Source organism: Bradyrhizobium sp. MV1.5 (genome assembly GCF_055807615.1).
The window spans coordinates 116,852-143,108 of sequence record NZ_JBVVPL010000001.1; the positions used below are offsets into that span (position 1 = coordinate 116,852).

Consider the following 26,257-nt stretch of genomic DNA (forward strand, 5'->3'; position numbering starts at 1 on the left):
ATTCAGACGATCGGAAGCGACCGATGAGGGCATCGCGCCTCGCCTGATTGAGGCGCCTCGCGCATCCCGCTCACGCTACCTCGCGTTCCGCGCCTGAGGCCTGCTCGCGAGCCATCGTCGTTGCGGTGACGTAGTCGGTCTTGCCGGTGCCGAGCAGCGGCACCTTGTCCACCACCATGATCGCCGCGGGAACGGTCAGCTCGGACGCGCCGATCGCCTTGGCCTGGCCCTGCATTGCGCTGCGCTCGGCAGTCTTCTCTGTCGTCAGCAGCACGATGCGCTCGCCCTTGCGGGGATCCGGGATCGACACCGCGACCGATGCGGCCTGCGGCCACAGCGTCGTCGCGATGTTCTCGACCGCCGACAGCGAGACCATTTCGCCGGCGATCTTGGCAAAGCGCTTGGCGCGGCCCTTGATGGTGATGAAGCCGGCCGGGTCAATGGCGACGATGTCGCCGGTGTCGTGCCAGCCCTCGGCGAGCGGTTCGAGCACGCCGGGATTGTCGGCCCTGAGATAGCCGAGCATCACATTCGGTCCGCGCACCGAGAGGCGTCCGCCTTCCTCGATGCCGGGGACCGGGTCGAGGCGGCTTTCCATCAGCGGCGACAGGCGTCCGACCGTGCCGGGACGATTGGCCATCGGCGTGTTCATTGCCAGCACCGGCGCCGTCTCGGTGACGCCATAGCCTTCGAGGATGCGGATGCCGTAACGCTCCATGAAGACCTGCCGGGTGCGATCCTTGACCGCCTCGGCGCCGGCGATCACCAGGCGCAGCGTACGGAAGTCATAGGCATGCGCCGAGCGTGCGTAGCCGGTGAGGAACGTGTCGGTGCCGAACAGGATCGTGGCGCCGGTCTGGTAGATCAGCTCGGGCACGATCCTGTAGTGCAGCGGCGAGGGATACATGTAGATCGGAATGCCCGCGAGCAGCGGCATCATCATTCCGCCGGTCAGCCCGAAGGAGTGGAACACCGGCAGCACGTTGAACACCTTGTCATTGGCGTTGGCATCGACCCGCGCCAGCGCCTGTGCGGCGTTCGCAAGGATATTGCGGTGGGAGAGCACCACGCCCTTGGGCGTGCCTTCCGAGCCCGACGTGAACAGCACGACGGCCGGATCGCTCGCCTGGCGGACGACTCGCGGCGCGGTGCCGGCGAGCAGGCCCTTGATCTTGTCGGCCGTGCCGATCGAGGCGCGGACATCCTCGAGATAGACGACGCGAACTTCCGCGGAGATCGCGGTCATCAACTTGTCGAGCTTGCCCTTCTCGATGAAAGCTTTCGACGTCAGCACGGTCTTGACCTGTGCGGCTTTCATGGCGGCGAGCACAATGACCGGGCCAGCCGAGAAGTTGAGCATCGCCGGCACCCGGCCGATGTTTTGCAGCGCCATGAAGACGACGGCAACGCCTGCGGAATTCGGCAGCAGCACGCCGACATTCTCGCCGACAGCGGTGCCGTTCTCCAGCTTTCGGCTCAAGACCTGGGCGCCCAGGATCAGCTTGCGATAGGTCAGCTTGGTGCCGAGCGCGTCCTCGACGATGACCTTGCCGGTGTCGCGGTCGCGATAGGCGTGTCCGAGCGCCTCGAACAGGGTGTGATCGAGCATGGCGTTCTTTACCATGGCGTCGATCATCACGTCCTGAAGTGCCGCGCCCGCGGCATTGCGGCGCGCCTTGCCCTTGAGCGCCGCGTCGACCGGAAGCTTGACCGGCGGCAGGATGGTCACGGTCACTCGCGGAAACCACGAGCGCTTGATCTGGCTGCCGTTGAGATAGCTGAGATGCGAGCGCTGGGCGCCTTCGATGCGGACCGGGACGACGACCGCGTCCGACTTGTCCGCGATCATCGCGGTGCCGTCATAGACCTTCATCAGCGAGCCGGAGACGGTGATGCGTCCTTCGGGGAAAATCACCACCGGCTCTCCGGCGGCGACGAGCTTGATGAGGTCGCGCGCGGCCAGCGGCTTGCTGGGGTCCATGGTGTAGTGCTTGACCACCCGCAGGAACGGCTTGGCCCACCAGGCCTTGGCGATGCCGGTATCGACGGCGAAGCTCGCGTCGATCGGCAGCACGGCGTGCAGCAGCGGGCCGTCGATCAGGCTGACATGGTTGGGCGCGATCAGCATGCGCGTGCCAGCAGGCGGCAGGTTCTCCAGCCCGCGGACCTCGGTGCGGAACAGCGCGCGGAACAGCAGCCCGCCAAAGTCGCGCACGCCTTCCTTGCCCCACTTCGTCAGCACGAACCAGACTGCGCCGAAGCTGGCGACGCCGAGACCGAAGAATATCCAGCCGATGTGCAATCCGCCGGCCTGCAGCAGCGCGACGAACAGCGAGCCGGCCACCATGAAGGCGGCCTGCAGCACGTTTCCGGCGGCGATGATCCGGGCGCGCTCGGAGGGGGCGGACCAGGCCTGGACGGCGGCGAAGGACGGCACGACGAACAGCCCGCCGCCGAATGCGAAAGCGACGAAATCGACCAGCATGCGCAGTCCCGCGAACGAGGTTGCGAAGTCGCCCGCGGTGATGTCCTGCCCCTTGGCGGTGACGCCGATCGCCCATGCGAGGTCGATGCCGGCAAACCCCATCATGATGGCGCCGATCGGCACCAGCGCGAGGTTCGGGCGAACGTGGCTCAGATTCGCGGCGAACAGCGAGCCGATGGCAATGCCGATTGCGAAGATCGCGAGACACAACGTCACCACGCCCTCGGTACCACCGATGACCTCCTTGACCAGCGCCGGCAGCAGCGAGAGCACGATGGCGCCCACCAGCCAGAACCAGGAGACGATCACGGTGCCGTCCCACAGCCGGTGGTCGGCGTGCAGCGTCTTCAACAGGCCGAGTGTCGAGGTCCAGGGATTGGCGTTGACCGGCAGATCGGGCGCGGACGGCGTCGTCGCGGGAATGCGGGAGGCGAAAGCCCAGGACAGCAGGGCCAGCACGACCACGGCCGATGCGACCCAGCCCATATGCGCGGAGCCGGCCACGAACTGGCCGCCGGCAACGGTGCCGAGCAGGATAGCCATGAAGGTCGCGCCTTCGACCAGCGCGTTGCCGGTCGCGAGCTCGCCGAGCTCGAGCTGATCCGGCAGCATCGCGTATTTCACGGGACCGAACAGCGCGGCGATGACGCCGAACAGTGCGAGCGCGGCGAACAGCAGCGGCACCGAGTGCAGGAAAAAGCCGGCCGCGGCAAAGCCCGCGGCAAAGATCTCGGCGAATTTGAGCCGCCTTGCGACGACGGATTTGACGTATTTGTCGGCGAGCTGGCCGCCGAGCCCGGACAGGATGAAATAGGGGAAGATGAAGACGGCGCCAGCGACCGTCACCAGCGCATCTCCGTGGCCGGTTGCGGCGCTGTAAAGCAGGATGATGACGAGTGCGTTCTTCAGCACGTTGTCGTTCAGCGCCGAGAAGAATTGCGCCCAGAACAGCGGCGCGAAGCGGCGTGACGACATCAAATCCCTGATCATGACTAGTCCTGTTTTGGAAACGCTGTCTGAGCTTGTTTCATTGTCGGGTGGGCCGTCGGGACCGGAAGAGATGCGACGGGCATTTGCGGGTTGACGACGATCGTCCCCGGCCTGCTCTGCGCCTTTGCCTTCCGATCCTGTTGGTCTCCGCGTGGCGACGTTTGGTTCGCAAATGGTTGGTCGCGGCTCTATCACGCCCCGGCAACGGTGGCGTGCGCGCCTCAGGTGAGATGGGCGAGGCGGCGAAAGGGCGAGAGGCGGCCGAGCAGGCTGATGTGGCGGCCCTCATGGCGGGCACGGCCGCGGTTGGCCCGCCACATCCGGAAGGTCGCCCGGCGCTCGGTCAGGACGCCGGCAATGTCGCAGGCATTTGCAATGCGATCGATCGGCCCCGTCGCGAACCGTAGGAAGGCGCGGCCAAATCCGGTCACGAGAGCGGTGGCGTCATCGACGAGGGTGGAGGCGATATCAACAGCGAGGGTTTGCATTTTGCAGGTCTCCGGGTTAAATTGAACATTGTTCAAATGAGTATCCTGAAAATGAACAATGTTCAAGACGAATCGTTGCGGGACCGAAAAAAATCTCGACGGCGGCAGCAGATCGTGGAGATCGCTCGCAGCATTATTGCGACTAAGGGACTGAAGTCGTTGAAAGTCCGGGACGTGGCGGACGCCGCCGGCTGCTCGGTTGGAAGTGTCTATAACGAGTTCGGCGACTTCGACGGCGTGATCCTGACCGTGAATCGGGAGACCGTTAATGCGCTGACGGTGCGGCTGCGCCAGGTTCCGGCCGAAGATCCTGTTCGCCAGCTCTACGGGCTGGCTGCGACCTACCTCGAATTCTTCGCGGGGCACGCCAATCTGCTGCGCTCGCTGTTCGAACATCGAATGGAGGACGACCGCCCTTACCCCGATGACATCCTTCAGATGGTGATGGACGCCTTCGCGTTGATGCACGCGCCCCTGGTGCGGCTGCTTCCGAATGCAGACGACGTGCAGATCGCGCTGCTGTCACGCACCCTGTTTTCCGCCGTGCACGGGATCATCTCGCTCGGCCTCGAAGAGCGCATGCTGGCCGTGCCACCGCAGATGCTGCGCCAGCAGGTCGAGCAATTTCTGGATGCGCATCTCGCGGGGCTCGGGATTCTGCCAGTACGATAAAGTGCTGAGCGCTGCTACGCGCTGGCGGCCTTACGCTGCCGCGAGGTGACGACGACGACGTCCGTCGTCCCGTTGTCGACCTGAACAATGTTGCGTCCGTTCTCCTTGGCGCGATAGCAGGCGGCATCCGCACGCCGCATCGCGTCCTCGAGGGTGGTGTTGCCGTCGGTGATGCAGGTAACGCCGATACTGGCCGTCACTGCAAAGCAACGATCATCCCACGCGAAGACAGATAGCTCGAGCGACCGGCGCAGCCGTTCGGCGATATCCACGGCGTCGTACGGCGTGCATTGCGGAAGGATTAAGCCGAATTCGTCACCGCCGAGCCGGGCTACCAGGTCGTGCGGCCGCCGCTCCTGTTGCAGGAGACGCGAGATCTGGCAGAGCAGGCGGTCGCCGGCGAGGTGACCGCAGCTGTCGTTGACCTCCTTGAACTGGTCGAGATCGAGCAGGATCAGGCCCAGCGAACCCGCCGCGGTGTCGTCCAACTCGCTTTGCAGGCGGGCCTCGAAGGCGCGGCGGTTGGACAAGCCGGTCAGCCAGTCGTGCGACGCCTGCCAGGCCAGGCGCTCCTTCTCGGCATGCAGGGCATCCTCGAACGCCTGTCGTTGCAGCACCAATCGCCGCGTGTGCCAGATCAGCAGCAGGATCAGCGTCACGGCCGTGACGACATTGATGCCAGTCAGCGTCATCTTGATGGCGCGCGAACCTTCGCCGAGGACGGTGGAGAACCGGTTGGCGTGCACCGTGAACTGAGTGTTGAGCTCCGAGAGCCGCGACGACAATAATTGCAGGCGGTTGCCGTCCTGAACCGCCCCGTTCTTCAATTCTGACCGGATGACCTCGCCGAACACGCTCAGCTCCAGCAGCATAGGGTCGGTGGCAGCCCACTCGCGGATCGCTTCCTTGAGAAAGCTGACCTGTTTGAAGTAGCGAAACAGCCAGATCAGTCCCGGCACGTCATCGGGATGGTTGCCGCCTTGCAGGAAGCCGATGCGGGCGGCCTCGACGTCCACCGGATCGCGCTCGAGCGCCCAGCGTGCGAACTCGTCGCCGATGGGAACGGCCAGCGAGGCCTGATATTGCGCAAACTGGCTGGCGTCGCCCGAATGCAGATAGAGATTGAGGAAATAGACGGCGTTCTTCTGCGAGCGTGACCACAACGCTTCGCCCGCGACATAGGCGCGGACCGAGGACATCACCTCCAGGCTGAACCCGGCGATCGCCGCCTGCAGCAGAACGACCGTGACGAAAGGCGAGACGAGCTTGATGACGTGAAGGAAGCTGCGTCCCTTTGTCGACGGCGCTGTTCTGCGAAACACCTTGCGTTCCCCAAGTCGCTCAACGACCCCAGCGGAGCGATCCGCTCATAACGCGGATGACCCACGAAAGGTGCTTAACTCGACTTGAAAATGCCAGGAGACTGCATCGCAGGGTGAAGGCGTTGTGAACTGGATGCTTGCAGATCGTCGCAAATGCCGCCGAACCGGAACTGACGCGGCATCGGCGCGCCGATGTCGCGCATTTGCCCCAAGTGGTTTACCTGATGGAGAGATTGCTCTGGCGCTAGACCAGCACCGGCTTGCGCACGCGGCCGGCGTCGCCGAAGACGCGCAAATAACGTTCGATCTCGGAAGGCAGGCCGGTCGCCTTCTCGGGATTGTCGGAAAGCTTGACGGCCGGATGTCCGTCGACCGACGACACCTTGCACACCAGCGAGATCGGATCGAGGTTGAACGAGCCGTCCGGCGTGCAGCCGACGAAATCATTGGTGAGATTGGTGCCCCAGCCGAAGGAGAGCCGTACCCGGCCGGCGAAGTGGTGGTAGGTCTCCTCGATCGAGCCCACGTCCATCGCGTCGGAGAAGACCAGCAGCTTGTCCCTGGGATTGCGGCCCTTCTGCTCCCACCATTTGATGATCTCCTCGCCGGCCTGTATCGGGGGCGCGCTGTCGGGGCGGAAGCCGGTCCAGTCTGCGACCCATTCCGGCGCATCGCGCAGGAACGCCTTGGTGCCGAAAGCGTCGGGGAGCGCGATCAAGAGGTTGCCGCCATAGGTCTGGCGCCACTGGTCGAGGATGCGGTAGGGCGCCCAGCGCAACTCCTCGTCGTCCCTGGCCAGCGCAGCCGCGACCATCGGCAGTTCATGGGCGTTGGTGCCGATGGCTTCGAGATCATTGTCCATCGCGAGCAGCACGTTGGAGGTGCCGATGAAGGACGGGCCCAGGCCTTCCTTCACGGCCTCCACGCACCATCGCTGCCAGAGGAAGCCATGGCGGCGACGGGTGCCGAAGTCGGAGAGCCGGAGGCCATCAAGCTTGCGCAAGCGCTCCACCTTGGTCCACAGCTTGGCCTTGGCGCGGGCATAGAGCACGTCGAGCTCGAAGCGGCCGCGGCCCTTTATCGCCGCGCGCGAGCGCAATTCGTTGAGGATGGCGAGCGCAGGAATCTCCCACATCGTGGTATGGCTCCACGGCCCGTGGAAGTGCAGCTCGTACTGGCCTTCGACCTTGCGAAGCTCGTATTCGGGCAGCCGGAATTCGGCGAGCCAGCGGATGAAGTCCGCCGAGAACATGTGGGTCTTGCCGTAGAAAGTATTACCGGCAAGCCAGATCAGCTCTTTCTTGGTGAAGCGGATGGTGCGGGCGTGGTCGAGCTGGGCGCGCAGCTCGACCTCGTCGATGATTTCGGCGAGCCGGACATGGCGCGATCGGTTAATGACCGAGAATGTCACCTGCTGGTTCGGGTAAGATTCCCGAATCATTTGCAACATCAATAGCTTGTAGAAGTCGGTATCAAGCAGGCTGCGGATGATGGGATCCAGCCGCCAGCTGTGATTGTAGGTCCGGCTCGCAATGTCGGTCACTGTCATGGGGGAATTCTAGCGTGGCCGCCCCGGCGCAACCAGTGGGTTTGACGGGGATCAGGTTTTCGCGGGGACGGGGTGCGAGGCCGTCGCCGCCACGGTCTCGAGCTGGCTTCTGATCCAGCGATGCGCCGGGTCCTTCTGATAGCGCTGGTGCCAGACCATGAACATCGGCAGCTCGGCCAGCGTTCGCGTGCGCGAGGCCAGCGGAATCCGCACATGCGCGAAGCCGTGCATCACGCCGGGCGCCAACAGGCTCGGCATGCTCGCCAGCATCTGCGAGCCACGCAGGAAGGACGGCACGCCGGAGAAGCTCGGCACGGAGATCGCGATGTCGCGGTGGAAGCCGTCGGCTGCAAGCCGGCGATCGAAGTCGAGCCGCTCATTGTCAGTGTAGACCACCGTGATGTGACGCGCCGCGAGATAGGCGCCGCGCGTAGCCGGCGCGGCACGCGCTTTGGAGTCGTAGTAGCAAACGTAATGGTCTTGCAGCAGGCGCTTCTGCACGATGTCCACGCCGGATGGCGGTAACGGCGTGATCAGCAGGTCGCAGCGGTTTTCCCGCAGCATCGCCGGCGAGGGCGACTGCGAGGGGATCACGCGCAGGTTCAGGTTCGTCACTTGCGCGGCGACATGATCGAAGAACCGCGGCAGCAGCAGGTCGCGCTGGAAGTCGTTCGCAGCGATTGTCAGCGAAAGCTGCGCGCTCGACGGCTCGAACGTGACGCCACCGGCAAAGCTCCTCATCTCGTCGATCAGCGCTCGCGCCTTTGCGGCGAGCGCCTGGGCGTGCGCCGTAGCCACAATGCCGCGGCCGGATTTGGCAAACAGCGGATCGCCGACGATCCGCCGCAGCTTATTCAGGGCGTGGCTGACCGCGGATTGCGTCAGGCCGAGCCGCGTTGCGGCCGCCGTCACCGAGCCTTCTTCCAGTACGGCTAGGAACAGCTCCAGCGCGTGGCCATCGAGCGCCAAATGATCGATTTTTTTCATGGTATTCATTATAATCGATCTATTTATCTTGAGAATAGCCTGCGTCATCATCTCCCGATAAGCCGTGCGCCCCAACGGGGCGCCAGAGGGAGAGACAACGCCGATGCATGCCCAGGCGCCAGCCTTGCGGGATCCCCGCCTCAACCGCCCCGCGCCGTTCACGCCACCGCTTGGTGACGGTGGCTTCTTCCAGCGCGACCGTTCCATGCATCCGCCGGCGCACGCGCCGGGCTACAAATCCTCGGTGCTGCGCTCGCCGCGCCAGGCGCTGCTGTCGCTTGAGAACTCGGTCTCGGAGATCACGGGGCCGGTGTTCGGGCACAACGACCTCGGCCCCCTCGACAACGATTTGATCCGCAACTACGCCAAGGACGGCGACCCCGTCGGCGAGCGCATCATCGTCCACGGCCGCGTGCTGGACGAGACCGGCCGCGGCGTCCCGAATACGCTGGTCGAGTTCTGGCAAGCCAATGCCGGCGGCCGCTACCGGCACAAGAAGGACACGTATCTGGCGCCGATCGATCCGAATTTCGGCGGTTGCGGCCGCGCGCTCACCGACGACACCGGCAACTATTATTTCCGCACCGTGAAGCCGGGACCGTATCCCTGGCGCAACTACGTCAACAGCTGGCGTCCCGCTCACATCCACTTCTCGGTGTTCGGCTCGGGCTTCGCACAACGCCTGATCACCCAGATGTACTTTGAGGGCGATCCCCTGATCCCGGTCTGCCCGATCCTGACGACGATCCCGGACAAGGATGCGCTGGAGCGCCTCGTCGCGCCGCTCGACCTCAACGCATCGGCTCCGTTCGACTCGCTGGCCTACCGCTTCGACATCATCTTGCGCGGCCGGCGCTCCACTTACTTTGAAAATCGCACCGCAGGGAACTAGGTCCATGCCGCAGCCGCTCAACTACCTCAAGGAAACCGCCTCGCAGACGGCCGGGCCCTACGTGCATATCGGGTTGATCCCGGCCATGGCCGGCTTCGACATTTTCGAGAAGAACTTCTCCAACGTGCTGGTGACGCCGAACACGCAAGGCGAACGCATCACGCTGGAGGGCAAGGTGATCGACGGCAGCGGCACGCCGCTGCGCGACGTGCTGCTGGAGATCTGGCAGGCCAACGCGACCGGCCGCTACAACCATCCGGCCGATCGGTCGATCGGCTCGCTGGACGAGGAATTTCGTGGCTGGGGCCGCGCCGGCTCCGACTTCGAGAGCGGTCTCGTCACCTTCGAAACCATCAAACCGGGCGCGATCATCGACAAGACGGGCCGCAGAGGCGCTCCGCACATCAATGTCTGGATTGTCGCGCGCGGTATCAACATCGGTCTCAACACGCGCCTTTATTTCTCGGACGAAGAGGCCGCCAACGCCGCCGACCCCGTGCTCAACCTGATCGAGCAGCAGGTCCGGCGCTCGACTCTGATCGCAAAGCGCAGCGAACGCGCCGGAAAGATCGTGTATTCCTTCACGATCAATTTGCAGGGGCCGGAAGAGACGGTGTTCTTCGACGTGTGATCGTCTCAGGTCTCCTCGCCGTGGAGCTGCGCGCGAAAGGCGCGCGGTGACACGCCCGTGGCGGCGGCGTAGACCCGGCTGAAATAGGCAGGGTCCTCGAAGCCCAGCGCATAGGCGATCGTCGAGACCGGCAAATTGGTGTAGACGAGGTTGCGCCGCGCTTCGCGGATCAACCGGTTGAGGATCAGGTGAGAGGCGGTGTCGCCGGTTGCTGCCCGCGTCACCCGGTTGAGATGGGTCGGCGTGATCGACAGCGCACCCGCGTAGTCCGCGACGCTCCAGCGTTCCAGATGATGCTGTTCCAGCAGCGCTTCAAATCGGCGGAATAGACCGCTTTCAGCCGTGCCGTTGCCACCGCTCTCGCCGGTGAGCGCGCGGGCGACCAGCCCAATCATGGCCGCCGACAGTGCACGCAGCACATGCGCTCGGCCGAAATCGCGCGCGGCATGTTCGGCAAAGATCTGCTTCATGGTGGTCCGGATCTGCGGCGTGCCGCGCATCACGGCCGAGCGCGATAAGGCACCGCGCAGTCCTTCGGAGGCGAGCAGCGCTTCGTCCAATATTTCCGCGGCGATGGTCAGTACCCAGCCCTGGGTATCAGGAACGAAACGGAACCCATGGACGTGGCCGACAGGTACGTTGACGATCTGCATCGGCTTCAGCTGCACCACGCGCCCGTCGAGCGTGGCTTCGCCGCCTCCGCGCTCGATCAGCAGCACCTGGTGCAGCCGGGCATGGCGGTGCACGGCCAGCGTCCAGTCGTGCAGCACCGAGCGCGACGCTATCGTCTCGCAATGCACGACATCGGGCAGATCGCCGGACTCGCCGAACAAATTGTAGACCCGGATCGCCGGGGCGGGGGCTGCGCTTCTCATGTTCGAATAGTACAAGATAAAGACGAAAGCCTCCATCGGTCAGCGGCACTGAATCTGCAAGAAAGTGCCGAGGAGGACGCAAAAATGAAAGTCCAGGTCTGTATCATTGGCGGCGGGCCGTCCGGGCTGCTGTTGTCCCAGCTTCTGCACCTCAAGGGCATCGACACGGTCGTGCTGGAAAAATACAGCCGCGACCACGTGCTTGCCCGGATCCGTGCCGGCGTGCTCGAGCACGGCTTCGCCAGGCTGATGCGCGAGGCACAGTGCGGCGAGCGGATGGACCGCGAGGGCGAGATCCACAAGGGATTCGAGATCGCCCATGACGGCGTGCTCTCCCAGATCGACCTTTACAAGCATTCCGGCGGCAATTCGGTGCTGGTCTACGGCCAGACCGAGCTGACGCGCGACCTCTACGAGGCGCGCGACCGCCTCGGCGGCAACGTCGTGCACAATGCCGAGGACGTGACGCCGCATGACCTGACCTCGGACCGGCCGTACGTGACCTATCGTTCGAATGGGGAGACCGTTCGAGTCGATTGCGACTATATTGTCGGCGCCGACGGCTTTCACGGCGTCAGCCGCAGGTCGATCCCGAAGGACGTGCTGCGGGAATACGAAAAGATCTATCCGTTCGGCTGGCTCGGCGTGCTGTCGCGCACGAAACCGGTCTCGCCGGAGCTGATCTATGTGAAGCACGAGCGTGGCTTCGCGCTGTGTTCCTTGCGGTCGCAAGTGCTGAGCCGCTACTACGTCCAGGTGTCGCTCACCGACAAGGTGGAGGACTGGAGCGACGATGCGTTCTGGGCCGAGCTGAAGCGTCGTTTGCCGGACGAGGTAGGCGGCCGCTTGATCACGGGGCCGTCCATCGAGAAGAGCATCGCGCCGTTGCGCAGCTTCGTCGCCGAGCCGATGAGCTACGGCCGCCTGTTTCTCGCCGGCGATGCCGCCCACATCGTGCCGCCGACCGGCGCGCGCGGGCTGAACAGCGCCGCCTCCGACATCTATTATCTCTACCACGCCATGCTCGCGCACTATCAGAACGGCGATGATTCCGGGCTTCAGGGCTATTCCGCCAAGGCGCTGGCGCGGATCTGGAAGGCGCAACGCTTCTCGTGGTGGATGACGATGTTGCTGCATCGCTTCCCCGACCGTTCCGAGTATGAAGACAGGCTTCAGCAGACGGAGCTGGAGTATCTGCTGTCGTCCGAGACGGCGCAGCGCCTGCTGGCGGAGAACTATGTGGGGTTGCCGTTCTAGCGTGGAGTGGACCCGAAAAGCGGTGCGACGCTGCGCTACTTTCCTTCTAGGATGTTCACCGGCGTCCAATCGGACGCCGGTGGATTTGTAGCGAGCGCAGTCGCGCGCTTGCCAAAAAGCGCTGACGCCGAATCCATTTCCGCCGTTCGCCCGAACGCATCAGCCGCCTTCGCAAACTCCCTTGCCCGCCAGCACGCCAGCCCTTCCGCATACGCGGCGGCAACCTTCGTCTGCCCGGCACTCTCCGTGCCCTTCTCCGCGAGGGGCTCGAACACCTTAATCGCCTCGCCGCGTCCTATCACTTTGATGGAGTCGAGCTCGCGCCATTTGAAAGTATTGCCTGTCTGCGCGACCGTCGTTTCTGAGGCCATGATTGCGGTGCCATAATATTTGTTGGCGCCTTCGAGCCGCGAGGCGACGTTCACGGTGTCACTCATCACGGTGTAATTGAAGCGGCGGCGGGAGCCGATATTGCCGACCACGGCCTCGCCGCTGTTGAGCCCGATGCGGTGCGACAGGCCGTGGCCGGCGAAGGCGGCGCTGCCGGCGTTGAGTTCCGCCAGCTTTGCGTGACATTTCAGTGCGGCATGGACGGCGTGGCGCGCATGCGCTTGATCGTCGGCGGGCGCACCGAACATGGCGACGATGGAATCGCCGATATATTTGTCGACATAGCCGCCATGGCTCTCGATGATGTCGGTCATGGCCGACAGATATTCGTTCATCAGCGTCACCAGCTCGCCCGGCGTCATCGTCTCGGCGATGGAGGAGAAGCCACTCAGGTCGGAGAAGAACATGGTGACGTTGCGCATTTCGCCGCCGAGCGCCGGCATCTTGCCGGAGGCAACCATGGTGTCGATCACTTCGGGGGCGAGATAAAACGCAAAGCTCTTGCGCAGGAATCGCTCGTCACGATCGGCCAGCACGAAACGGTAGCCGATCATCATCGCGAGCGCGGCGAGGCTCGCGAGCGCGGGCTCCGTCAGCGGCAGCGCCAAGGCATGGACGAATGCACCGACGGCCACAGCGGCGTATACCGCGATGAGGCCGAGCCATGCGATCAGTGCGCCACCCGGTGCGAGCACGCAAGCCGCGCAGGCCACGATCGCCGCGAACACGATGGTGAGAATGCTCCGCAGTGGAAAGCCGAGCTCGGTCACCGCATCGCGTTCGATCAGATTTCGCACGGCGTTGGCATGCACGAAGACGCCCGCGATGTCGCTGCGGGCCTTTTGTGCGGTGCTTGCCGGGGCGGGCTGGGCGCATCGTGGCCCCGGCGTTCCGTCATATCCGCCGGACAGTCGCATCGAGGTGAGCTTGCGATCGTCGAAATTCAGGGCGGTGCCGAGCAGCACGACTTTGCCGCCGAAGGCGCGGCGGAAGAAATCGCGGTCGCCTTTTTCGACGCAGGCGCGCAGATCGGCGAAGGAGAAAGTCGGGATGTCGCGGCCGAGTCCTCGAAAATTGAGCGCCAGTGTATTCGGCACCGCGCTCGGAATTGCATAACCGGACAATTCGGCCGCTCCGGACGGTGCAGTCTCGGGTTTTCCGGCGAGCGCGCGCGCGGCGAGCTCGACCGCCATCGCGGGGACCGGCTTGCCGTCGATCGAGAAGCTCAGCGGCATCCGCCGGATCACGTCGTCGGCGTCGGTATGGACGTTGAGGGCGCGGATATTGTTTCTCACCGCCAATTGCTGCGCGCGGTCGGGCCTTTCCTGATGGTCGTTGCTCAGGATCTCGCCGAGCACCAGCCTGCCGCTGTCGGAAAGCTTCCGCAGGGCGATGAGATAGTCTCGGTCGAATCCCTTCAGTCGCGCGCCAAGCGGCGCATCGCCAAAGGGAATCTCCGACTGCTCGATCGAGCTCGGAAAGATGACGTCGAAGCCGATTACCTTGGCGCCGCCGTCGGTAATGCTGCCGAGCACCCGGCCGATCTCGCGCGTCCAGGTCAGCGTTGGCGACCCCTTGAAGGGAGGCGTGTCGTAGGTCTCCCCGTCGATTGCCACGACCACCACAGGCGACGTGGCGGGATCGCGGCGGTCGACCACGAGCTTGCCGCGTACTGCCGTGAGGATGTCGAGCGACAGGCCCTGCAGCGTCTGGAACGGCGGAGACGTGACGACGGCGCCTGCAAGAAGCGCAATCAGGATCGCTGGAACGATGTCCCGTCTGCCGATCCGCCGCATCGCCCCGCCGCTAGCTGCCTATTCGAGCCGCAGCAGGCGCCCGACGATCGGTGTCGGCGACGACGTGGCGCTGGGATCGACCTGGAAGGCGTAACGCTTGGAGCCGAGGATGGCGAGATAGCTGCCGCCCGGCGTCAGCGACTTCCCGGCCTTGGCGAAGTCATAGAACTTGCCTCCGACCATCGTCTCGCTCTTGAGCGGCACGCTGATTGTGGGCTCCTTGCCATCGGTGCGTTCGATCACCAGGGTGCTGCCGCTCTTGGCCTGCACCAACGGCGCGACGCCGTAGAGCGTCGGCAGCTTGGCCGGAGCGTTGCCCTTGGCGTCCGACCGCATGGTGCGGAAGGTCGTCGCGGCACTCTGGTTCGCCTCGCGCTCCGACAGTTTTGCCGCGTTGGTATCGCAGGGCACCTTTTCCCGCTTGACCTCGCCGAGTTGCACGGTGCTCTGCTCGGTGCCGACCATGACGACGCCTTCGCTGATGGTCTCGCGCTGGCACGATTTGAGATAGCTGAGCGTAATGGTTGCCTTGGGCCCCAGCTTGATGATCTTGCCCGGCGCCACATAATCCATGAACGCGACACCGTCGACCTTGCCTTGCACGTCCTCGACGATGGCGGCCGGGGTCTCCGCCAAAGCCGGGGCAGCAAGACAGCATGCGCCGACAACAGCGCCGATCAGACTTTTCATGGGAATTCTCATCCAATTCGACCGATACTTGCCCGGTCCCCGTCCAGGCCCGATGCTTAGCAGCGAAACGCCAAGGTAAGTGTGACCGGAATCACTCTCAGATATTGGTGCACTCTATCAGGAAGAGGTTCAAACCGGCGACCGGAGAAAATAGTGTGCCGGCAAGCTGTTGGCCGGATGGATAATTTCATTCGGCTGGACGGCCTCGACCGGGTGGCCCTCAGCTGCGCTCTCTATAATGGGAGCCAGCGTGCTAATGGGAGCCGGCGTGGCTCGGACTTCTGGTGCGGCGTCGTCTGTTTACCGGCCGCGATCTCCACGACTTTGCCCCATCGCGACAGGAAGGCTAGCTGTCACGAACAGGCTGAGTTGATAGTGGTCATATGCAAGCTACCGAGGTCGGCACGCCGATGATTTTTAGCGCGGTATGCAACGAGGTCCAGCTTTCTTGCCCGCTGCACGGGGGAGCGTGCGCCCGCCCGCGTCGCTGCGCGTTGGCCGCAATTTAACTGGCTCGCTTTGCAGGGCGTTAACCGTGGCGGAATGCACTCCGCGCGGATCATTGTCGCGCCCCAGTGTTGGTTGCAAATACGTTTGAGTCTTACGGTGGATGTTTTCATGTTGAGAGACGGCAAATATGCCGCCTGGTTCAGGACCCCGCGCGGTCAGGGCACGGGCGTCGTGCATCTGGCGGAGGGACGAATCTCCGGCAGCGACAGCTTCTTCACGTATGGCGGCTCTTACCAAATCGACGAGCAGCGCTTCACGGCGGTTCTGACCACGCGGCGACATGCCGAGGGGCCGCCGACCGTGTTCGGGCTCGACGAAGTCGAGGTCAAGCTCTCGGGCGTGTGCAGCGGCGCGATGGCGACCTGTTCCGGAACGGCCGAGCAGGCGCCCGATGTGGCCTTCGAGGCGACGCTGATCTACAGCCAGGACGAGGCGCCGGCCGTTGACGCCAGAGGTGCGGTCGTAAAGCTCAATGCCGACAAGCTGCCCAAGGGGCTCGACGGCCGTTCGCGATCGCGCCATCCGTTTGCGCCGGGATCGCCCGGCTCAGAACGGAATAGACCATAAGTCCACGTCTCATCCCGCCTGATCGACTTCGACGATGTCGTCAGGGCTGCTTAAGCGGATGAGCCTTCTGGTGCCAGGCCCAGGCGGTGCGGATCACGGTCGGCAGATCCGAATGTCTCGGCACGAAATTCAGCGCCTTTCGCGCTGCGGAGGGATCGGCGACCAGATAGGTGGGATCGCCGGCGCGGCGCGGTTTGACGGTGTGGGGCACCTCGCGCCCGGTCTCCTGCCTGATGGCGGTCAGGATCTCCCGCACCGAAAAGCCGGAGCCGGTGCCCAGATTGAAGCTGCCGCCGGCATGCCCTTGCTCCAGCAGTTTCAGCGCCGCGACGTGCGCGGCGGCGAGGTCGGTGACATGGATGTAGTCGCGGATCGCGGTGCCGTCGGGCGTCTCGTAGTCCTCACCGAACACGGCAAAATCCACATGGCCCTGTAACGCCATCATGGCGCGCGGAATGAGATGAGTTTCATTGTCACGCAATTCGCCGATGCCGCCGGCAGGATCGGCGCCGCTGGCGTTGAAATAGCGCAGACAGAACGCGCCAAAGCCGTAAGCCGACCGATAATCGGCGAGCATGCGCTCGATCATCCACTTCGATGCGCCATAGGGGTTGATCGGCGCGCAGGGGAAGTCTTCCGGCAGTTCCTTGGAATCGGCATTGCCGTAGACGGCGCCGGTCGAGGAGAACACGATACGATGGCAACCCGCATTGCGCATCGCCTGCAACAGCGACAGCGTGCCCTGCACATTGTTGATGTAGTACTTTTGCGGGTCGGTCATGGACTCGCCGACGAGGCTCGCCGCCGCGAAATGCATGACAGCCGTGATTTTATGCTCGGCGAAGGCGCGCGCCAGCGTGGCGCCGTCGAGCAAATCGCCTGTTACCAGCGGACCGGCGACGAAGCCGCGATGACCTGTCGACAGATTGTCATAAACGACGGGCTGATAGCCGGCCGCGGTCAGTGCGCGGCAGGCATGCGAGCCGATATAGCCCGCGCCTCCCGTAACGAGGACAGTCGGTCGGTCGGTCATGTCTGCTTACCTCGAGGTGAAATCAACGATCATCCATGCGCCCGTGGCCAGCACCAAATCGGCACACAGCACGAGCACCGCAAGCGTCAACCATTCGAAACGCTTGCCGAAGGCAGGGACGTGTCGAGTCGCGCCACGGGACACGACATCACTCAAGGAGAGAGCTTCCGAAGTGACCTGTCCCAATGTGATTGCCTCAGTTCAACAGTTGATCGATCGGGCGAGCATAGATCGATCTTCGCTGTATGCAACCCACCGAGGCTCGGCGCGAGTGCCTTCTTCATTTAGCTCGCATTGACCCTATCGCTGCGAAAGGGTGGACGCGCGCATCGCGGCAACCGAAGCTTTAAGCAAGAAAAATAAGGTGATGCCGAGTAAAGGAGTGACGGAAACATGGCACAGATCTGGATGACGTATGACGAACTCGCCGGCCTTAGTGGCTGCACGCCTGCCGAGGCCAGAATGCGGGCCATCCATTTGTCACTTGATCGCCGCAAAAGCCGCGATGGCGCAACCCGCGTTAAGCTCGATCTGGCGCTGACGGCTAAATTTTTCGCATCTGTCCGGGACGCCGATTTTGATCTGGACGGCGCCATCGAGGCGCTCCAGGCCACCCATCGGCAGATGGCAGAACTCCTGACGCCGAACCAGTTCCTGGGCCAGCGCCGCTCGGCTTAGCCCCCGCACGCGATCGCTCAGGCTTCGGGTATGAGGAGCCGAGATTCTCGCGATAGTTGTCCCGAATCAGGCATAAATCTCCATCCGGAATTTCCATTGCTGGCCGGGGTTTAACCGCAGCGGACCGCAGAGCCTGCAGGAGGATGCCATGAGGAACGACAGCAATCGACACTACGCGACACTGGTGGGAGCGGCGATGCTGGGTGGGCTGATCATCATGACAGCCGCAACGGCGAACGCAGAGCTCGTGAAGTTGCAGGCCGATCTTAAAGGCAGCAACGAAGTGCCTCCGAACAACTCGCCTGGAACGGGCAAGGCCGAGGCGACCTACGATACCGAGGCGAAAACCCTCACCTATACGGTCAGCTTTGCCGGCTTGACCGGGCCAGCGATGGGGGCACATTTCCATGGCCCCGTGGAGCCCGGCAAGAACGCCGGCATCGTGCTGCCGTTCAAGACGGTCCAAAGCCCGATTCAGGGGAGCTCAACGCTCACCGATGCTCAGGCTGCGGACCTGCTGGCCGGGAAATGGTACGCGAACATTCATACGGCCGCGAACCCGGGCGGTGAACTACGCGGACAAATGACGAAATAGCGACGGCAACTTCCTGATGCGGACGTGCAGGCCATGCATCCCCTCAGGAGGGCGGTCTCGGTAAGAAGGCCAGGATTGTTTGAGCCAGGAGGACCCCGACGGTCCCGCCTGCCGCTTTTTGCAGCACGTCCAGGAAACCTGGATCACGATCGGGCGTCATTGCTTGCAGGATCTCGAGCCCCATTGCGACGGCCACGACAAGCGAGCAGGCGAGGGTGAGCCGACCGGGCAACAGGAAGGACAAGAGAAATCCCAGCAGCCCGTAGGCGCTGAAGCGCTCGATCACGACGACCCAATAAGCCTCGTGATGACCGATAAGCACGGGTCTCCCCGCCAGTGTCGCAAGCGTGGCATAGACGATGAGCGCGAAGCAGATTCCTGCGGCTGCGATAAGGTGGTTGCGGCGCATGGGACGACCATAGCCGGATGGGAGCCGGGCCGCGTTGAAAGATGAGAGTATCGTTAAGGCTGATTGAGCAGGGCGCCCGGTGCGGAGCGTTTTGCCGTCTCGGGTTAACGGCTCAATGCAGTCAGGCCACCAGCACCGCGTCGGTCGGCAATCTAGCGCTCTGCGCCGAGCCGCGTGACTCGACCAACTCGTTGAAGCGCGGGAAGGGCAGTGGAGCGGAGACCAGATAGCCCTGCCCTTCCTCTACGCCGCATGAAATAAGCGCCCGGACCTGCTCCTCCGTCTCGATGCCTTCCGCGACCACCGTCATTTGGAGGTCCTTCGCAAGTGCGACCAGCATCTCCACGATCGTGGCAGTCGATGCGTCCACGGTGATCGTGTCGACGAAGAATTTGTCGATCTTGATTGTATTGGCGCCCAGGCCCTTGAGCCGGGATAGCCCGCTATGACCGACGCCGACGTCATCGATGGCGACGCGAAACCCGTAGTCCCTGAGTTCGCTGACCACGGCTGCGGCGCGTGCGAGATCGTCGAGCTCGTCGCGCTCGGTCACCTCGATGACGATCTGGCGTGCGGAGACGTGCGCCGCCATGACCGTGCGGCGGAGCGTTTCAATGAAGCCCGCACTCAAGAGATGCTCTGGCACGACGTTGAGGGAGAGCTTAAAATCCTTGTTTGCTTTCAACAGCGGCTGGAGATCCGACAGCGCTGATCGCAGGATCTGCCAGGTCATGACCTGGATGCGGCCGCTGGATTCCGCGAGCGGGATGAAGTTCATCGGAGGCACGATCGATCCGTCTTTGAGCAGCCACCGAGCCAACACCTCGCAGCCCTTGATCCGACCGGTCTTGAGGTCGAAGATTGGCTGGTAGTACGGCTTGAATTCGTTCGCCGCCAGCCCGCGATCGAGATCGGCGACGGGCCCTTCCATGCGGCGGCTCCGCGCCAAAAGCCCGCCGAAGAGCGCGCCGATTGCAAACGCTACGGCCAGCGTCGGCCAGTAAGCCTCGCTGTTCCACGTCGAGAGGATGCCGCGTTCGAGGCGGATGGTCGCATGGAGTGGGAATCGAGCGGAATTCTTGTCGAGATCGATCGGGGCCTGCAAGGCTTTGTCGGGATCGAGCAGGAATTCGCCAAGTTTCTCGCCGTTGCTCAAGGCGAGGATCACTTCGCTATGGGCGCGCAACTCGGCGGGCATGATATCGAACAGGCTGGCGTTGACGCCAAGAATGGCGACCAATGCGGCGTTGCCATTGATGTCTTTGAGCACGCCCAGGGCATCGCCGCCGAATTGCTCGACACGGAAGAGCGAGAGGCTCTTGTCGTGCGAGGGAAGCATATCCCGGCGGTCGATCCATCCCTTATCGAATTCCAACGTTTCGGAATAGGCCGAACAGATCACCGAGCCGTCAGGGTTGACGAGGCGCACGTCCTTGATCGCGGAACGCTGGTAGACGTGGAGCCGGATCGCCTGCAGCGTCGCGGGCCCGCAATCGGCAAGATCGCGCCGCGCGAGTTCGCCCAAACTCGCGCCGGCAAAATCGACCGCAAATTCGGCGCGACGCAGAACGACCTCGGTCAATTCGTCGAGCTGATGGGCCTGCTGGTACCGAATGAACGAAGTCGCCGCAAAGTGGCCGGCCACGCCGAACGTGGCCGTGCTCGCGAGCACGAGCGCCGCAAATGCGAAAGTCGGTCGCTGCAATCTCATTCGGCCCGGCGGAACAGAGGGAAGCGTCGGCCGATCCTAGTCAGGACGCGCTAAGATAGGGTTTAATGGCCGGACGAGGCATGTGGAACCGGCCTTTGGGGGCGGGCAGGCGAGAGGCCCGTCTACCCCGCACCGGGGGGGCCCAATCGAACAATGCCTCTTAACTTTCCGCTCCCAAGTTCTGGCGGCCCAGTCGATGCCGGAGGGAAGCGGGTGCGGGATTGTAGGACGCGATGGGAGCCTGCCGGGTGCCGCCACCATGCTGTGGCCGGGTGGCCCGCAAGCGCAAGACCACGAAGGCGATATTGATAGCCAACCAGACCAGGATGACGGAAATGGCAAGATGTGCCACGGCCAGACCTCGCGATGAAGTTGGGGCCAACGCGAGCACGCTGGTTCGGTTCCCTGGCGAACAGGGTTAGAGCGCTTTTATTTCATGCAGCTGGATTCGAGGCTTTCGAGCGGACGGGGGTCTCAACTTGGCTTGAGTCCTGGCCCCAGTCCGATCAGCAACACGGCGCATTCGTTCTTCGTCAGAACCGGCGATCGCGCGTCCGCGGCCATCATGACGTCGTTGGCGGAACACCGCCGCATGCTCGCTAGGCCTTTTTTCTCGCCTTCGTTTTCAACGAAAGCCCAAGGCGCAAGGCCATGCGCTTGATCGCATCGGGTGATCGTCCGAGCTGTTTCGCCGCCTCCTCCAATGAAGCCGAAGACTTGGCCAACTCCATCAGCCGGCGGTCTTCCTTGAACGACCAGGGCTTGCGCGCCATAACCGAAATCATCCTCTCGTCGCGACAAAGACAAAGCCGCCAAGCGGACCCATGTCGCTCGACGGCTTTGCTTGGGTGGGGCCGAGCTTGGGGGAGCCCGGTGAGACGATGGATAAGCGATCGGTGAGACTTCGCAACAAACAACGCGGATTAAGCTAACCGCTCAACCTTACCGCGCGTAATCCGGGCTTCGTGGCTCCGTATTATCACGGAGGTGTCAATGCTGATCAGCAGCCGTCGCCGCGCTTTGAATGAGTTGAAGCCGAACTTATCGACCGGCGTTTCTGGAGGCTGCATGCACTGCGTGAACCCGGATTAACATCCGTCCGGATCTAACTTCAATCAGTGAGACGTTTTGTCATTTCCAGGCTCCCAGCTGTCGGCACGACCAAACTTCAATCAGCTCCTTGCACAAATTTCATCATCACCTGATAAAACTTTCAGCGGTGCCAATCTTGAAGTCGTCACAACGACAAGATGAAATGCAATGGGAGGAATGCGCCGGAAAAACGGGACATTCAAATGTTGGCAATTGTGGTTTTGGGTTCGATCTTCGCCGCGGGTTTTGCTTGCGGTTATGGTGCGAGGGCGTGGCGCTCGCGCAAGCGATCGGCAAGATATCGTCTCTATGCGCCCTATACTCCCGCGGCAACGGGGGCGGGACGAAGTCGGTCGCCGTCGTAATGGTGGAATTTCGCGCCTGGCGTGTTTGCCGAACGATCTCCGTGGCGTGATCGAAATAACCATGTGCGGTTAGGTTAACTTGTCGCAATTCTTGAGAGCTTCGCCAACGTCACCTAGAACATATCGATTGATAGTGAAGGTTTAGTCGCCCCGATTTTTCCGGGGTCCGCGTTGGGTAGGCGTAAATGACGTATCTGATTGCATTGCTGGGCGCGATAATTTGCATCCTTATTTTGATCGTTTTCGTTCGCGCCTATGATCGACACCTGAAAGCTCTTCCAGGTCCCTGGATCATGGACGAGGCTCATTCGAATGACTGAAAGGCACAACGCGCCCCGCAGGTATTTCGTTGATGCCCAAGGGAAACGGGTGCTGATAGGGCTGTCGCTTCCGGAAACGGCGGAGTTCGAAGCGCTGGACGTCACATTGGGAGAGACGGTTCAAATCGTAGCCGAAATCGGTCCGACCGATGAAGTCGCCGCGGCGGACGAGGCTCGATGGCTTGAGCTTTATTCCAAACACGAAGGAGCCTGGCGGGCGTGGATCGCACAAAGCCAGGCGGAGCAGCCACAAGATTCAAGCTTTGTTAACTATGTCTGACCGATGTTAGCGGTCCAAATCTCGAACCTGGGATGGCCCAAATGTTTCAGCTGTTCCTGAGAGCGCGCGCACACAACTTTCTCAGCTCCCGCCGTGAGGACAAGGGCTTCAAGGCCCGTACCGTCGAGCGCGATGCGGAGACGGACCGGGTTCGAATCGATGCCGTCATGGTGGCGATCGATGCGGCATTGCGCGATGCGGAGAGGGAGCAGGTCGGCCTCGGACGACGCGTTGATGACGCGCTCGCGCGTGCATCCGTCACGTTCGGAAACGGCACCGATGAATATCTGGAGCGGGAGGCGCTCGACAATCATCACCAGGATCTCTTCGCGGCGGACATCTCCAATGGCCAGCGCCGACTCAAGGAATTGACAAGCAGCATTGCTCACTTGAAGTTCGTCAGGACCGCAATGCTTACGCGTTTTCCCGATTTCAAGCCGCCGCAACTCAACCATTGACGGCCGCACGCTCCCGGGTTGCTTCTCTGACGAGAAGACACGGCTCGGGTGCAATGAGATCGATCAGTTTTTCAACTGCATAGGGTCCTCGGCGCAGGACATCGCCTCTTCGTCCAGGCCGAGGTCGGTGATGCGATATTCGATGCCTTGTTGACCGTATCGACTTTCCACCCAGCCATTTGCCAGCAGGGTAGCCTTGATCACCCTTCGATCTGGCAGCATCGAATCATTGATCCAGCCGCCGTTGCGCAAGTACCGAAGAAATTGAAGATGATGAATATTCATTGCTGACGCCGTGGGCTCACGAGCACTGTGAAAATCTCACCTGACCGCGGATGCGGGACCGACGCAACGTGAGACGCGCCTTAATCTTACTCGTTAGGATTACTGCGCCGGCAAAGATTCGCCTCAACATCCGGCCGCGATCCCGATTGTTCCAAGCCCGGCCTGCATCAACCGGGCACCAGGCTCTGCAAGCCAGACTTGCTAGGTTCTGTGAGGATAGAACGGTCGTTGATCGCTGTGCGTCGCTGCCTCGTACTGGTGCTTACAATCTTGGCTGCTCAGGCAAACGCTGCTGAAGAAGTTGCGGACCCCAGATCTGAGCAGTTGCCCGGAGCAATAGGGCCTGACGCAGAAGCGATCTCGCCGGATTCCTTGATATCTCGCGACGAATGGAGCGCGCGAATTGTACTGGCCAAGAAGCGGGCCGAACGGGCTCGGCGAGGCTGGCGCTTCGGCCAGTCCGTTCTCGGATCATCTCCTGCCGAGGCGCGCGAGAAGATTGCGACGGAGCGTGTCCTTAACGATGGCACCCTGCAGCCGGAAGACATCGTTGCCACGGATAAGGGGCTTTTCTTGTTTCGGGGTCGTCCGGACGGTCAGCCCCCTGACTTTGCGCCGATTCTCGCCGTTAGTGAGGCCACCCCAAGCTGCATTCCCTGAATGCATGGTACAGCAACCCGGCTTTAGCTTGCCGCCATTTGTTGTTAGGTTGCTTGATTATTGATGGTATTCTAGAGCTTTTCAAATGCGTATGGCCGTTCGCGCAGGCGCCGCCGCGCTCTTTTTGGGGGGCGCAAAGTGCACTCGCGATTTCGGCGGCGGTGGCGGGTGCCTGCAACGTAGCCGTTGCCAGGCGTTTCCGCCTCGCCAACCCGGGAACCCGGCAGCAGGCAGTGCCAAGGGATCGGCGCAGGACGAGCGGATCTATTTCGACAGGTTCGTCGCCAATGGCGGGAAGATCGACGATTCTCCCAAGGCGAATCAACTGAGCAAATAGAAGCGGCACTTTTTCATGACCAAGCGCGAACTGGAGCAGACGCCAAGGCAGGCCGGCGACGCTCGTATGACCGAAGTGGAATTCGCGCTGGTTCTGTCTCGAATCATTTCGTCGGTCAGCTCCGACCAAGATAGTTTGCGCCAGACGGTTTACGACCTGGCGCGGTACAAGCTGAGTGAGCAACTGCACTCTTTAGGGATGCCCGCCAGCGAGGAGTTGAAGGCCAGAGAGGCGCTGGAAGTAGCTATCCAGGGTGTTGAGGCCTTTTCAAGGGATACCGAGCTGCAGCTGCCTGTTCCACTGGGGGCGGCTCTCGCGCCCCTCGCGATTTCGGACCTCAGAGTGCAAACCGAGAGGGATACCGCCAGGACGATATGGTCAGATCCCGCGTCCCATGAATCTGGCTCCGTCGCTAAGAAGCGCGGAAATGGCTCTCTCGCAGTGATCGGCCGGACGCTGGCTGTGCTCGTGTTCTTGGTCTGCGGCCTGCTTGCGGTCGTCTATCGCGACGATCTCGTGCGGATGGGCGGAAGGCTGCAAGTTGCCAATACTGCTGTGGTCGCTCCCAAACCTGCGGTTATGGTTGACTCCGCCGAGGCCGCGAAACCTACTCGTTTGCTGCCGACGGATTTCGGCGTCTACGCATTGAGCGAAGACAGGCTGTTCGAATTGAATCCGCTGCCGAACAAGGCCCAGGACGCCCGGGTCGCGATTTCGCCGACGATGAAACTGACCAAGCAGCCGGTTCTTCAGGATGGTTACCCCAAGTTCATCGTCTATCGCCGTGAGGCGGCCCTGAACATTCCCGAGCGTGCCGAACTTCGGATCATCGCGAAGGTCGCCCACTCGATTACCTATGATGCGGCCGGCAAACCCGTCGAGACGCCCGACGACGGGTGGTACATCCGCAACATCTCGTTTCCCTATCGTGTCGCGCCCATCAAGGAGAACGCCGAGATGTACGAGATCCAGCCGGAAAACGGCGGGGCTGCGCTGTCGCCCGGCCGTTACGGTCTGGTCCTCAAAGGCCAGCTCTACGACTTCGTCATTGGTGGCGACGTTAAGGATCCGCGCCATTGTCTGGAGCGGCTGACGGCTACAAATGGGACTTTCGTTTCCCAATGCCGTCGGATGTGACTCTGGCTCCCGCGGTACTCGGCGGACGCAGGTGTCTGCGGGCCGAAGCTCCTTCCTTTCCATTTGATTAACGAAGCGCCGGGCTTTTAATTCGAATGGCCCGCGGCGCTTGAGCCGTATTTCAAGACGCTTCTTGTAGGTTTCCCCGAACAACATGTGGGGAGCGCTCAGATGCGCAAGGCAACAATCACTCTACTGGCCGCGTCCGCGGTGCTCGCAATGGGGATGCAGCACAGCGCTACGGCGGGCTTCGTCGGAGCTCCGATGTCGCTCCGCGGTGCAATTCAGAGTATCAAGTTCGATGCGCCGACGCTGCCGCCGATGGCCTTCACGGCCTTTTGCCTCAAGTACCAGAGTGAGTGCAAACCCCGCCGCATGATCTTTCGCGGGGGACGGCTCAAGCTAACTCAGGAGCGTCTGACAGACTTGCGCGCAATCAACCGGCAGGTGAACTTTTCCATCCGGCCGCAGCCCAACCCTGACGGGATTGCGGGCGAGAAATGGCTCCTTCATCCCGTCGCGGGGGATTGCAACGACTACGCGGTGACGAAGCGCCATGACCTCATCAAGAAGGGGTGGCCCGCGCGTTCTGTTCTGCTGAGTGAGGTCGTGACGGGCTGGGGCGAACATCATCTCGTGGTTGTGGTACGTACTTCTGGGGGCGATCTCGTCCTCGACAACCTGACCGATAATATCCTGCCCTGGTCCAAGAGGGCATATCGCTGGGTCCGAATTCAGACACCAAAGAACCCGAACTATTGGGCGTCGCTCGGCGACCGCAACGCCTGATCCGCGC

The 26,257-nt window shown here is 62.5% G+C and carries 26 protein-coding genes; 12 read left to right on the top strand and 14 right to left on the bottom strand.

Going from position 1 to position 26,257, the window contains the following annotated elements; genetic code table 11:
- Positions 1-70 precede the first annotated feature (70 nt).
- Entirely contained in the window at positions 71-3,475 is a 3,405-nt protein-coding gene (locus AC0L2J_RS00560) for an acyl-[ACP]--phospholipid O-acyltransferase (RefSeq protein ID WP_473386467.1), read from the bottom strand.
- Positions 3,476-3,696: 221 nt separating this feature from the next.
- A complete protein-coding gene (locus AC0L2J_RS00565) occupies positions 3,697-3,963 on the bottom strand; it encodes a hypothetical protein (RefSeq protein ID WP_063993716.1) in 267 nt (88 codons plus the stop codon).
- Between the two features lie 51 nt (positions 3,964-4,014).
- Here AC0L2J_RS00565 and AC0L2J_RS00570 point away from each other — a divergent pair, with 51 nt between their 5' ends.
- Positions 4,015-4,635: a TetR/AcrR family transcriptional regulator gene (locus AC0L2J_RS00570; protein ID WP_084777376.1), complete on the top strand. Its 621-nt coding sequence runs from the start codon at positions 4,015-4,017 to the stop codon at positions 4,633-4,635.
- A 14-nt stretch (positions 4,636-4,649) separates the two neighbouring features.
- Here the strand turns inward: AC0L2J_RS00570 and AC0L2J_RS00575 are convergent, their stop codons facing one another.
- The 3 genes from AC0L2J_RS00575 to AC0L2J_RS00585 all read right to left on the bottom strand — a co-directional run bounded on the left by AC0L2J_RS00575 (position 4,650) and on the right by AC0L2J_RS00585 (position 8,502).
- Positions 4,650-5,957, bottom strand: coding sequence for a GGDEF domain-containing protein (locus AC0L2J_RS00575; protein ID WP_473386468.1), 1,308 nt, complete (start codon positions 5,955-5,957; stop codon positions 4,650-4,652).
- Between the two features lie 244 nt (positions 5,958-6,201).
- Entirely contained in the window at positions 6,202-7,506 is a 1,305-nt protein-coding gene (pncB, locus tag AC0L2J_RS00580; RefSeq protein ID WP_473386470.1) for a nicotinate phosphoribosyltransferase, read from the bottom strand.
- Positions 7,507-7,557: 51 nt separating this feature from the next.
- On the bottom strand, positions 7,558-8,502 hold the full coding sequence (locus AC0L2J_RS00585) for a LysR family transcriptional regulator (RefSeq protein WP_473386472.1): 945 nt from the start codon (positions 8,500-8,502) through the stop codon (positions 7,558-7,560).
- Positions 8,503-8,596: 94 nt separating this feature from the next.
- Here AC0L2J_RS00585 and pcaH point away from each other — a divergent pair, with 94 nt between their 5' ends.
- Together pcaH and pcaG are read left to right on the top strand one after the other, a co-directional pair.
- Positions 8,597-9,385, top strand: coding sequence for a protocatechuate 3,4-dioxygenase subunit beta (pcaH, locus tag AC0L2J_RS00590; RefSeq protein ID WP_473386473.1), 789 nt, complete (start codon positions 8,597-8,599; stop codon positions 9,383-9,385).
- Positions 9,386-9,389: 4 nt separating this feature from the next.
- Positions 9,390-10,016 (top strand): protocatechuate 3,4-dioxygenase subunit alpha, encoded by a 627-nt coding sequence (gene pcaG, locus AC0L2J_RS00595; RefSeq protein ID WP_473386475.1) that lies wholly within the window; start codon positions 9,390-9,392, stop codon positions 10,014-10,016.
- A gap of 5 nt (positions 10,017-10,021) precedes the next feature.
- Here pcaG and AC0L2J_RS00600 read toward each other — a convergent pair whose 3' ends face one another.
- Positions 10,022-10,927: a helix-turn-helix domain-containing protein gene (locus tag AC0L2J_RS00600; protein WP_007606553.1), complete on the bottom strand. Its 906-nt coding sequence runs from the start codon at positions 10,925-10,927 to the stop codon at positions 10,022-10,024.
- Between the two features lie 48 nt (positions 10,928-10,975).
- Here AC0L2J_RS00600 and pobA point away from each other — a divergent pair, with 48 nt between their 5' ends.
- Positions 10,976-12,148, top strand: a complete 1,173-nt coding sequence (gene pobA, locus AC0L2J_RS00605; RefSeq protein ID WP_007606554.1) for a 4-hydroxybenzoate 3-monooxygenase — start codon at positions 10,976-10,978, stop codon at positions 12,146-12,148.
- A gap of 35 nt (positions 12,149-12,183) precedes the next feature.
- On the opposite strand, the gene AC0L2J_RS00610 is transcribed toward pobA, so the two are convergent.
- Positions 12,184-14,334: a CHASE2 domain-containing protein gene (locus tag AC0L2J_RS00610; protein WP_473386478.1), complete on the bottom strand. Its 2,151-nt coding sequence runs from the start codon at positions 14,332-14,334 to the stop codon at positions 12,184-12,186.
- An 18-nt stretch (positions 14,335-14,352) separates the two neighbouring features.
- On the bottom strand, positions 14,353-15,024 hold the full coding sequence (locus tag AC0L2J_RS00615; protein WP_473386479.1) for a hypothetical protein: 672 nt from the start codon (positions 15,022-15,024) through the stop codon (positions 14,353-14,355).
- Between the two features lie 618 nt (positions 15,025-15,642).
- Between AC0L2J_RS00615 and AC0L2J_RS00620 the strand changes: the two genes are divergently transcribed.
- Positions 15,643-16,101, top strand: a complete 459-nt coding sequence (locus AC0L2J_RS00620; RefSeq protein WP_473386480.1) for a hypothetical protein — start codon at positions 15,643-15,645, stop codon at positions 16,099-16,101.
- A gap of 40 nt (positions 16,102-16,141) precedes the next feature.
- Here the strand turns inward: AC0L2J_RS00620 and galE are convergent, their stop codons facing one another.
- Positions 16,142-17,134 (bottom strand): UDP-glucose 4-epimerase GalE, encoded by a 993-nt coding sequence (gene galE, locus AC0L2J_RS00625; RefSeq protein WP_473386482.1) that lies wholly within the window; start codon positions 17,132-17,134, stop codon positions 16,142-16,144.
- A 6-nt stretch (positions 17,135-17,140) separates the two neighbouring features.
- Positions 17,141-17,290 (bottom strand): hypothetical protein, encoded by a 150-nt coding sequence (locus AC0L2J_RS00630; protein WP_473386484.1) that lies wholly within the window; start codon positions 17,288-17,290, stop codon positions 17,141-17,143.
- A 237-nt stretch (positions 17,291-17,527) separates the two neighbouring features.
- Between AC0L2J_RS00630 and AC0L2J_RS00635 the strand changes: the two genes are divergently transcribed.
- Together AC0L2J_RS00635 and AC0L2J_RS00640 are read left to right on the top strand one after the other, a co-directional pair.
- A complete protein-coding gene (locus AC0L2J_RS00635) occupies positions 17,528-17,812 on the top strand; it encodes a hypothetical protein (protein ID WP_247282658.1) in 285 nt (94 codons plus the stop codon).
- 148 nt (positions 17,813-17,960) lie between these two features.
- The gene (locus AC0L2J_RS00640; protein WP_473386485.1) at positions 17,961-18,407 is read left to right on the top strand and encodes a CHRD domain-containing protein; all 447 of its coding nucleotides are present in this window, start codon (positions 17,961-17,963) and stop codon (positions 18,405-18,407) included.
- Between the two features lie 43 nt (positions 18,408-18,450).
- Here the strand turns inward: AC0L2J_RS00640 and AC0L2J_RS00645 are convergent, their stop codons facing one another.
- The 3 genes from AC0L2J_RS00645 to AC0L2J_RS00655 all read right to left on the bottom strand — a co-directional run bounded on the left by AC0L2J_RS00645 (position 18,451) and on the right by AC0L2J_RS00655 (position 21,300).
- Positions 18,451-18,816: a VanZ family protein gene (locus AC0L2J_RS00645; RefSeq protein ID WP_473386486.1), complete on the bottom strand. Its 366-nt coding sequence runs from the start codon at positions 18,814-18,816 to the stop codon at positions 18,451-18,453.
- A gap of 121 nt (positions 18,817-18,937) precedes the next feature.
- Entirely contained in the window at positions 18,938-20,527 is a 1,590-nt protein-coding gene (locus AC0L2J_RS00650; RefSeq protein ID WP_473386488.1) for an EAL domain-containing protein, read from the bottom strand.
- A 599-nt stretch (positions 20,528-21,126) separates the two neighbouring features.
- Complete coding sequence (locus AC0L2J_RS00655; protein ID WP_162847250.1) at positions 21,127-21,300, bottom strand: hypothetical protein; 174 nt, start codon at positions 21,298-21,300, stop codon at positions 21,127-21,129.
- Positions 21,301-22,296: 996 nt separating this feature from the next.
- On the opposite strand from AC0L2J_RS00655, the gene AC0L2J_RS00660 reads away from it, so the two are divergent.
- Complete coding sequence (locus AC0L2J_RS00660; RefSeq protein ID WP_473386489.1) at positions 22,297-22,584, top strand: hypothetical protein; 288 nt, start codon at positions 22,297-22,299, stop codon at positions 22,582-22,584.
- Positions 22,585-22,625: 41 nt separating this feature from the next.
- Positions 22,626-23,042, top strand: coding sequence for a hypothetical protein (locus AC0L2J_RS00665; RefSeq protein WP_473386491.1), 417 nt, complete (start codon positions 22,626-22,628; stop codon positions 23,040-23,042).
- A gap of 63 nt (positions 23,043-23,105) precedes the next feature.
- Here the strand turns inward: AC0L2J_RS00665 and AC0L2J_RS00670 are convergent, their stop codons facing one another.
- Entirely contained in the window at positions 23,106-23,327 is a 222-nt protein-coding gene (locus tag AC0L2J_RS00670) for a hypothetical protein (protein WP_473386492.1), read from the bottom strand.
- A gap of 745 nt (positions 23,328-24,072) precedes the next feature.
- Here AC0L2J_RS00670 and AC0L2J_RS00675 point away from each other — a divergent pair.
- From AC0L2J_RS00675 to AC0L2J_RS00685, 3 genes are all read left to right on the top strand, one after another.
- Positions 24,073-24,324, top strand: coding sequence for a hypothetical protein (locus tag AC0L2J_RS00675; RefSeq protein ID WP_473386494.1), 252 nt, complete (start codon positions 24,073-24,075; stop codon positions 24,322-24,324).
- 15 nt (positions 24,325-24,339) lie between these two features.
- A complete protein-coding gene (locus tag AC0L2J_RS00680) occupies positions 24,340-25,461 on the top strand; it encodes a hypothetical protein (protein WP_473386496.1) in 1,122 nt (373 codons plus the stop codon).
- Positions 25,462-25,632: 171 nt separating this feature from the next.
- Positions 25,633-26,250, top strand: a complete 618-nt coding sequence (locus tag AC0L2J_RS00685; protein WP_473386497.1) for a transglutaminase-like cysteine peptidase — start codon at positions 25,633-25,635, stop codon at positions 26,248-26,250.
- Positions 26,251-26,257: the final 7 nt, after the last annotated feature.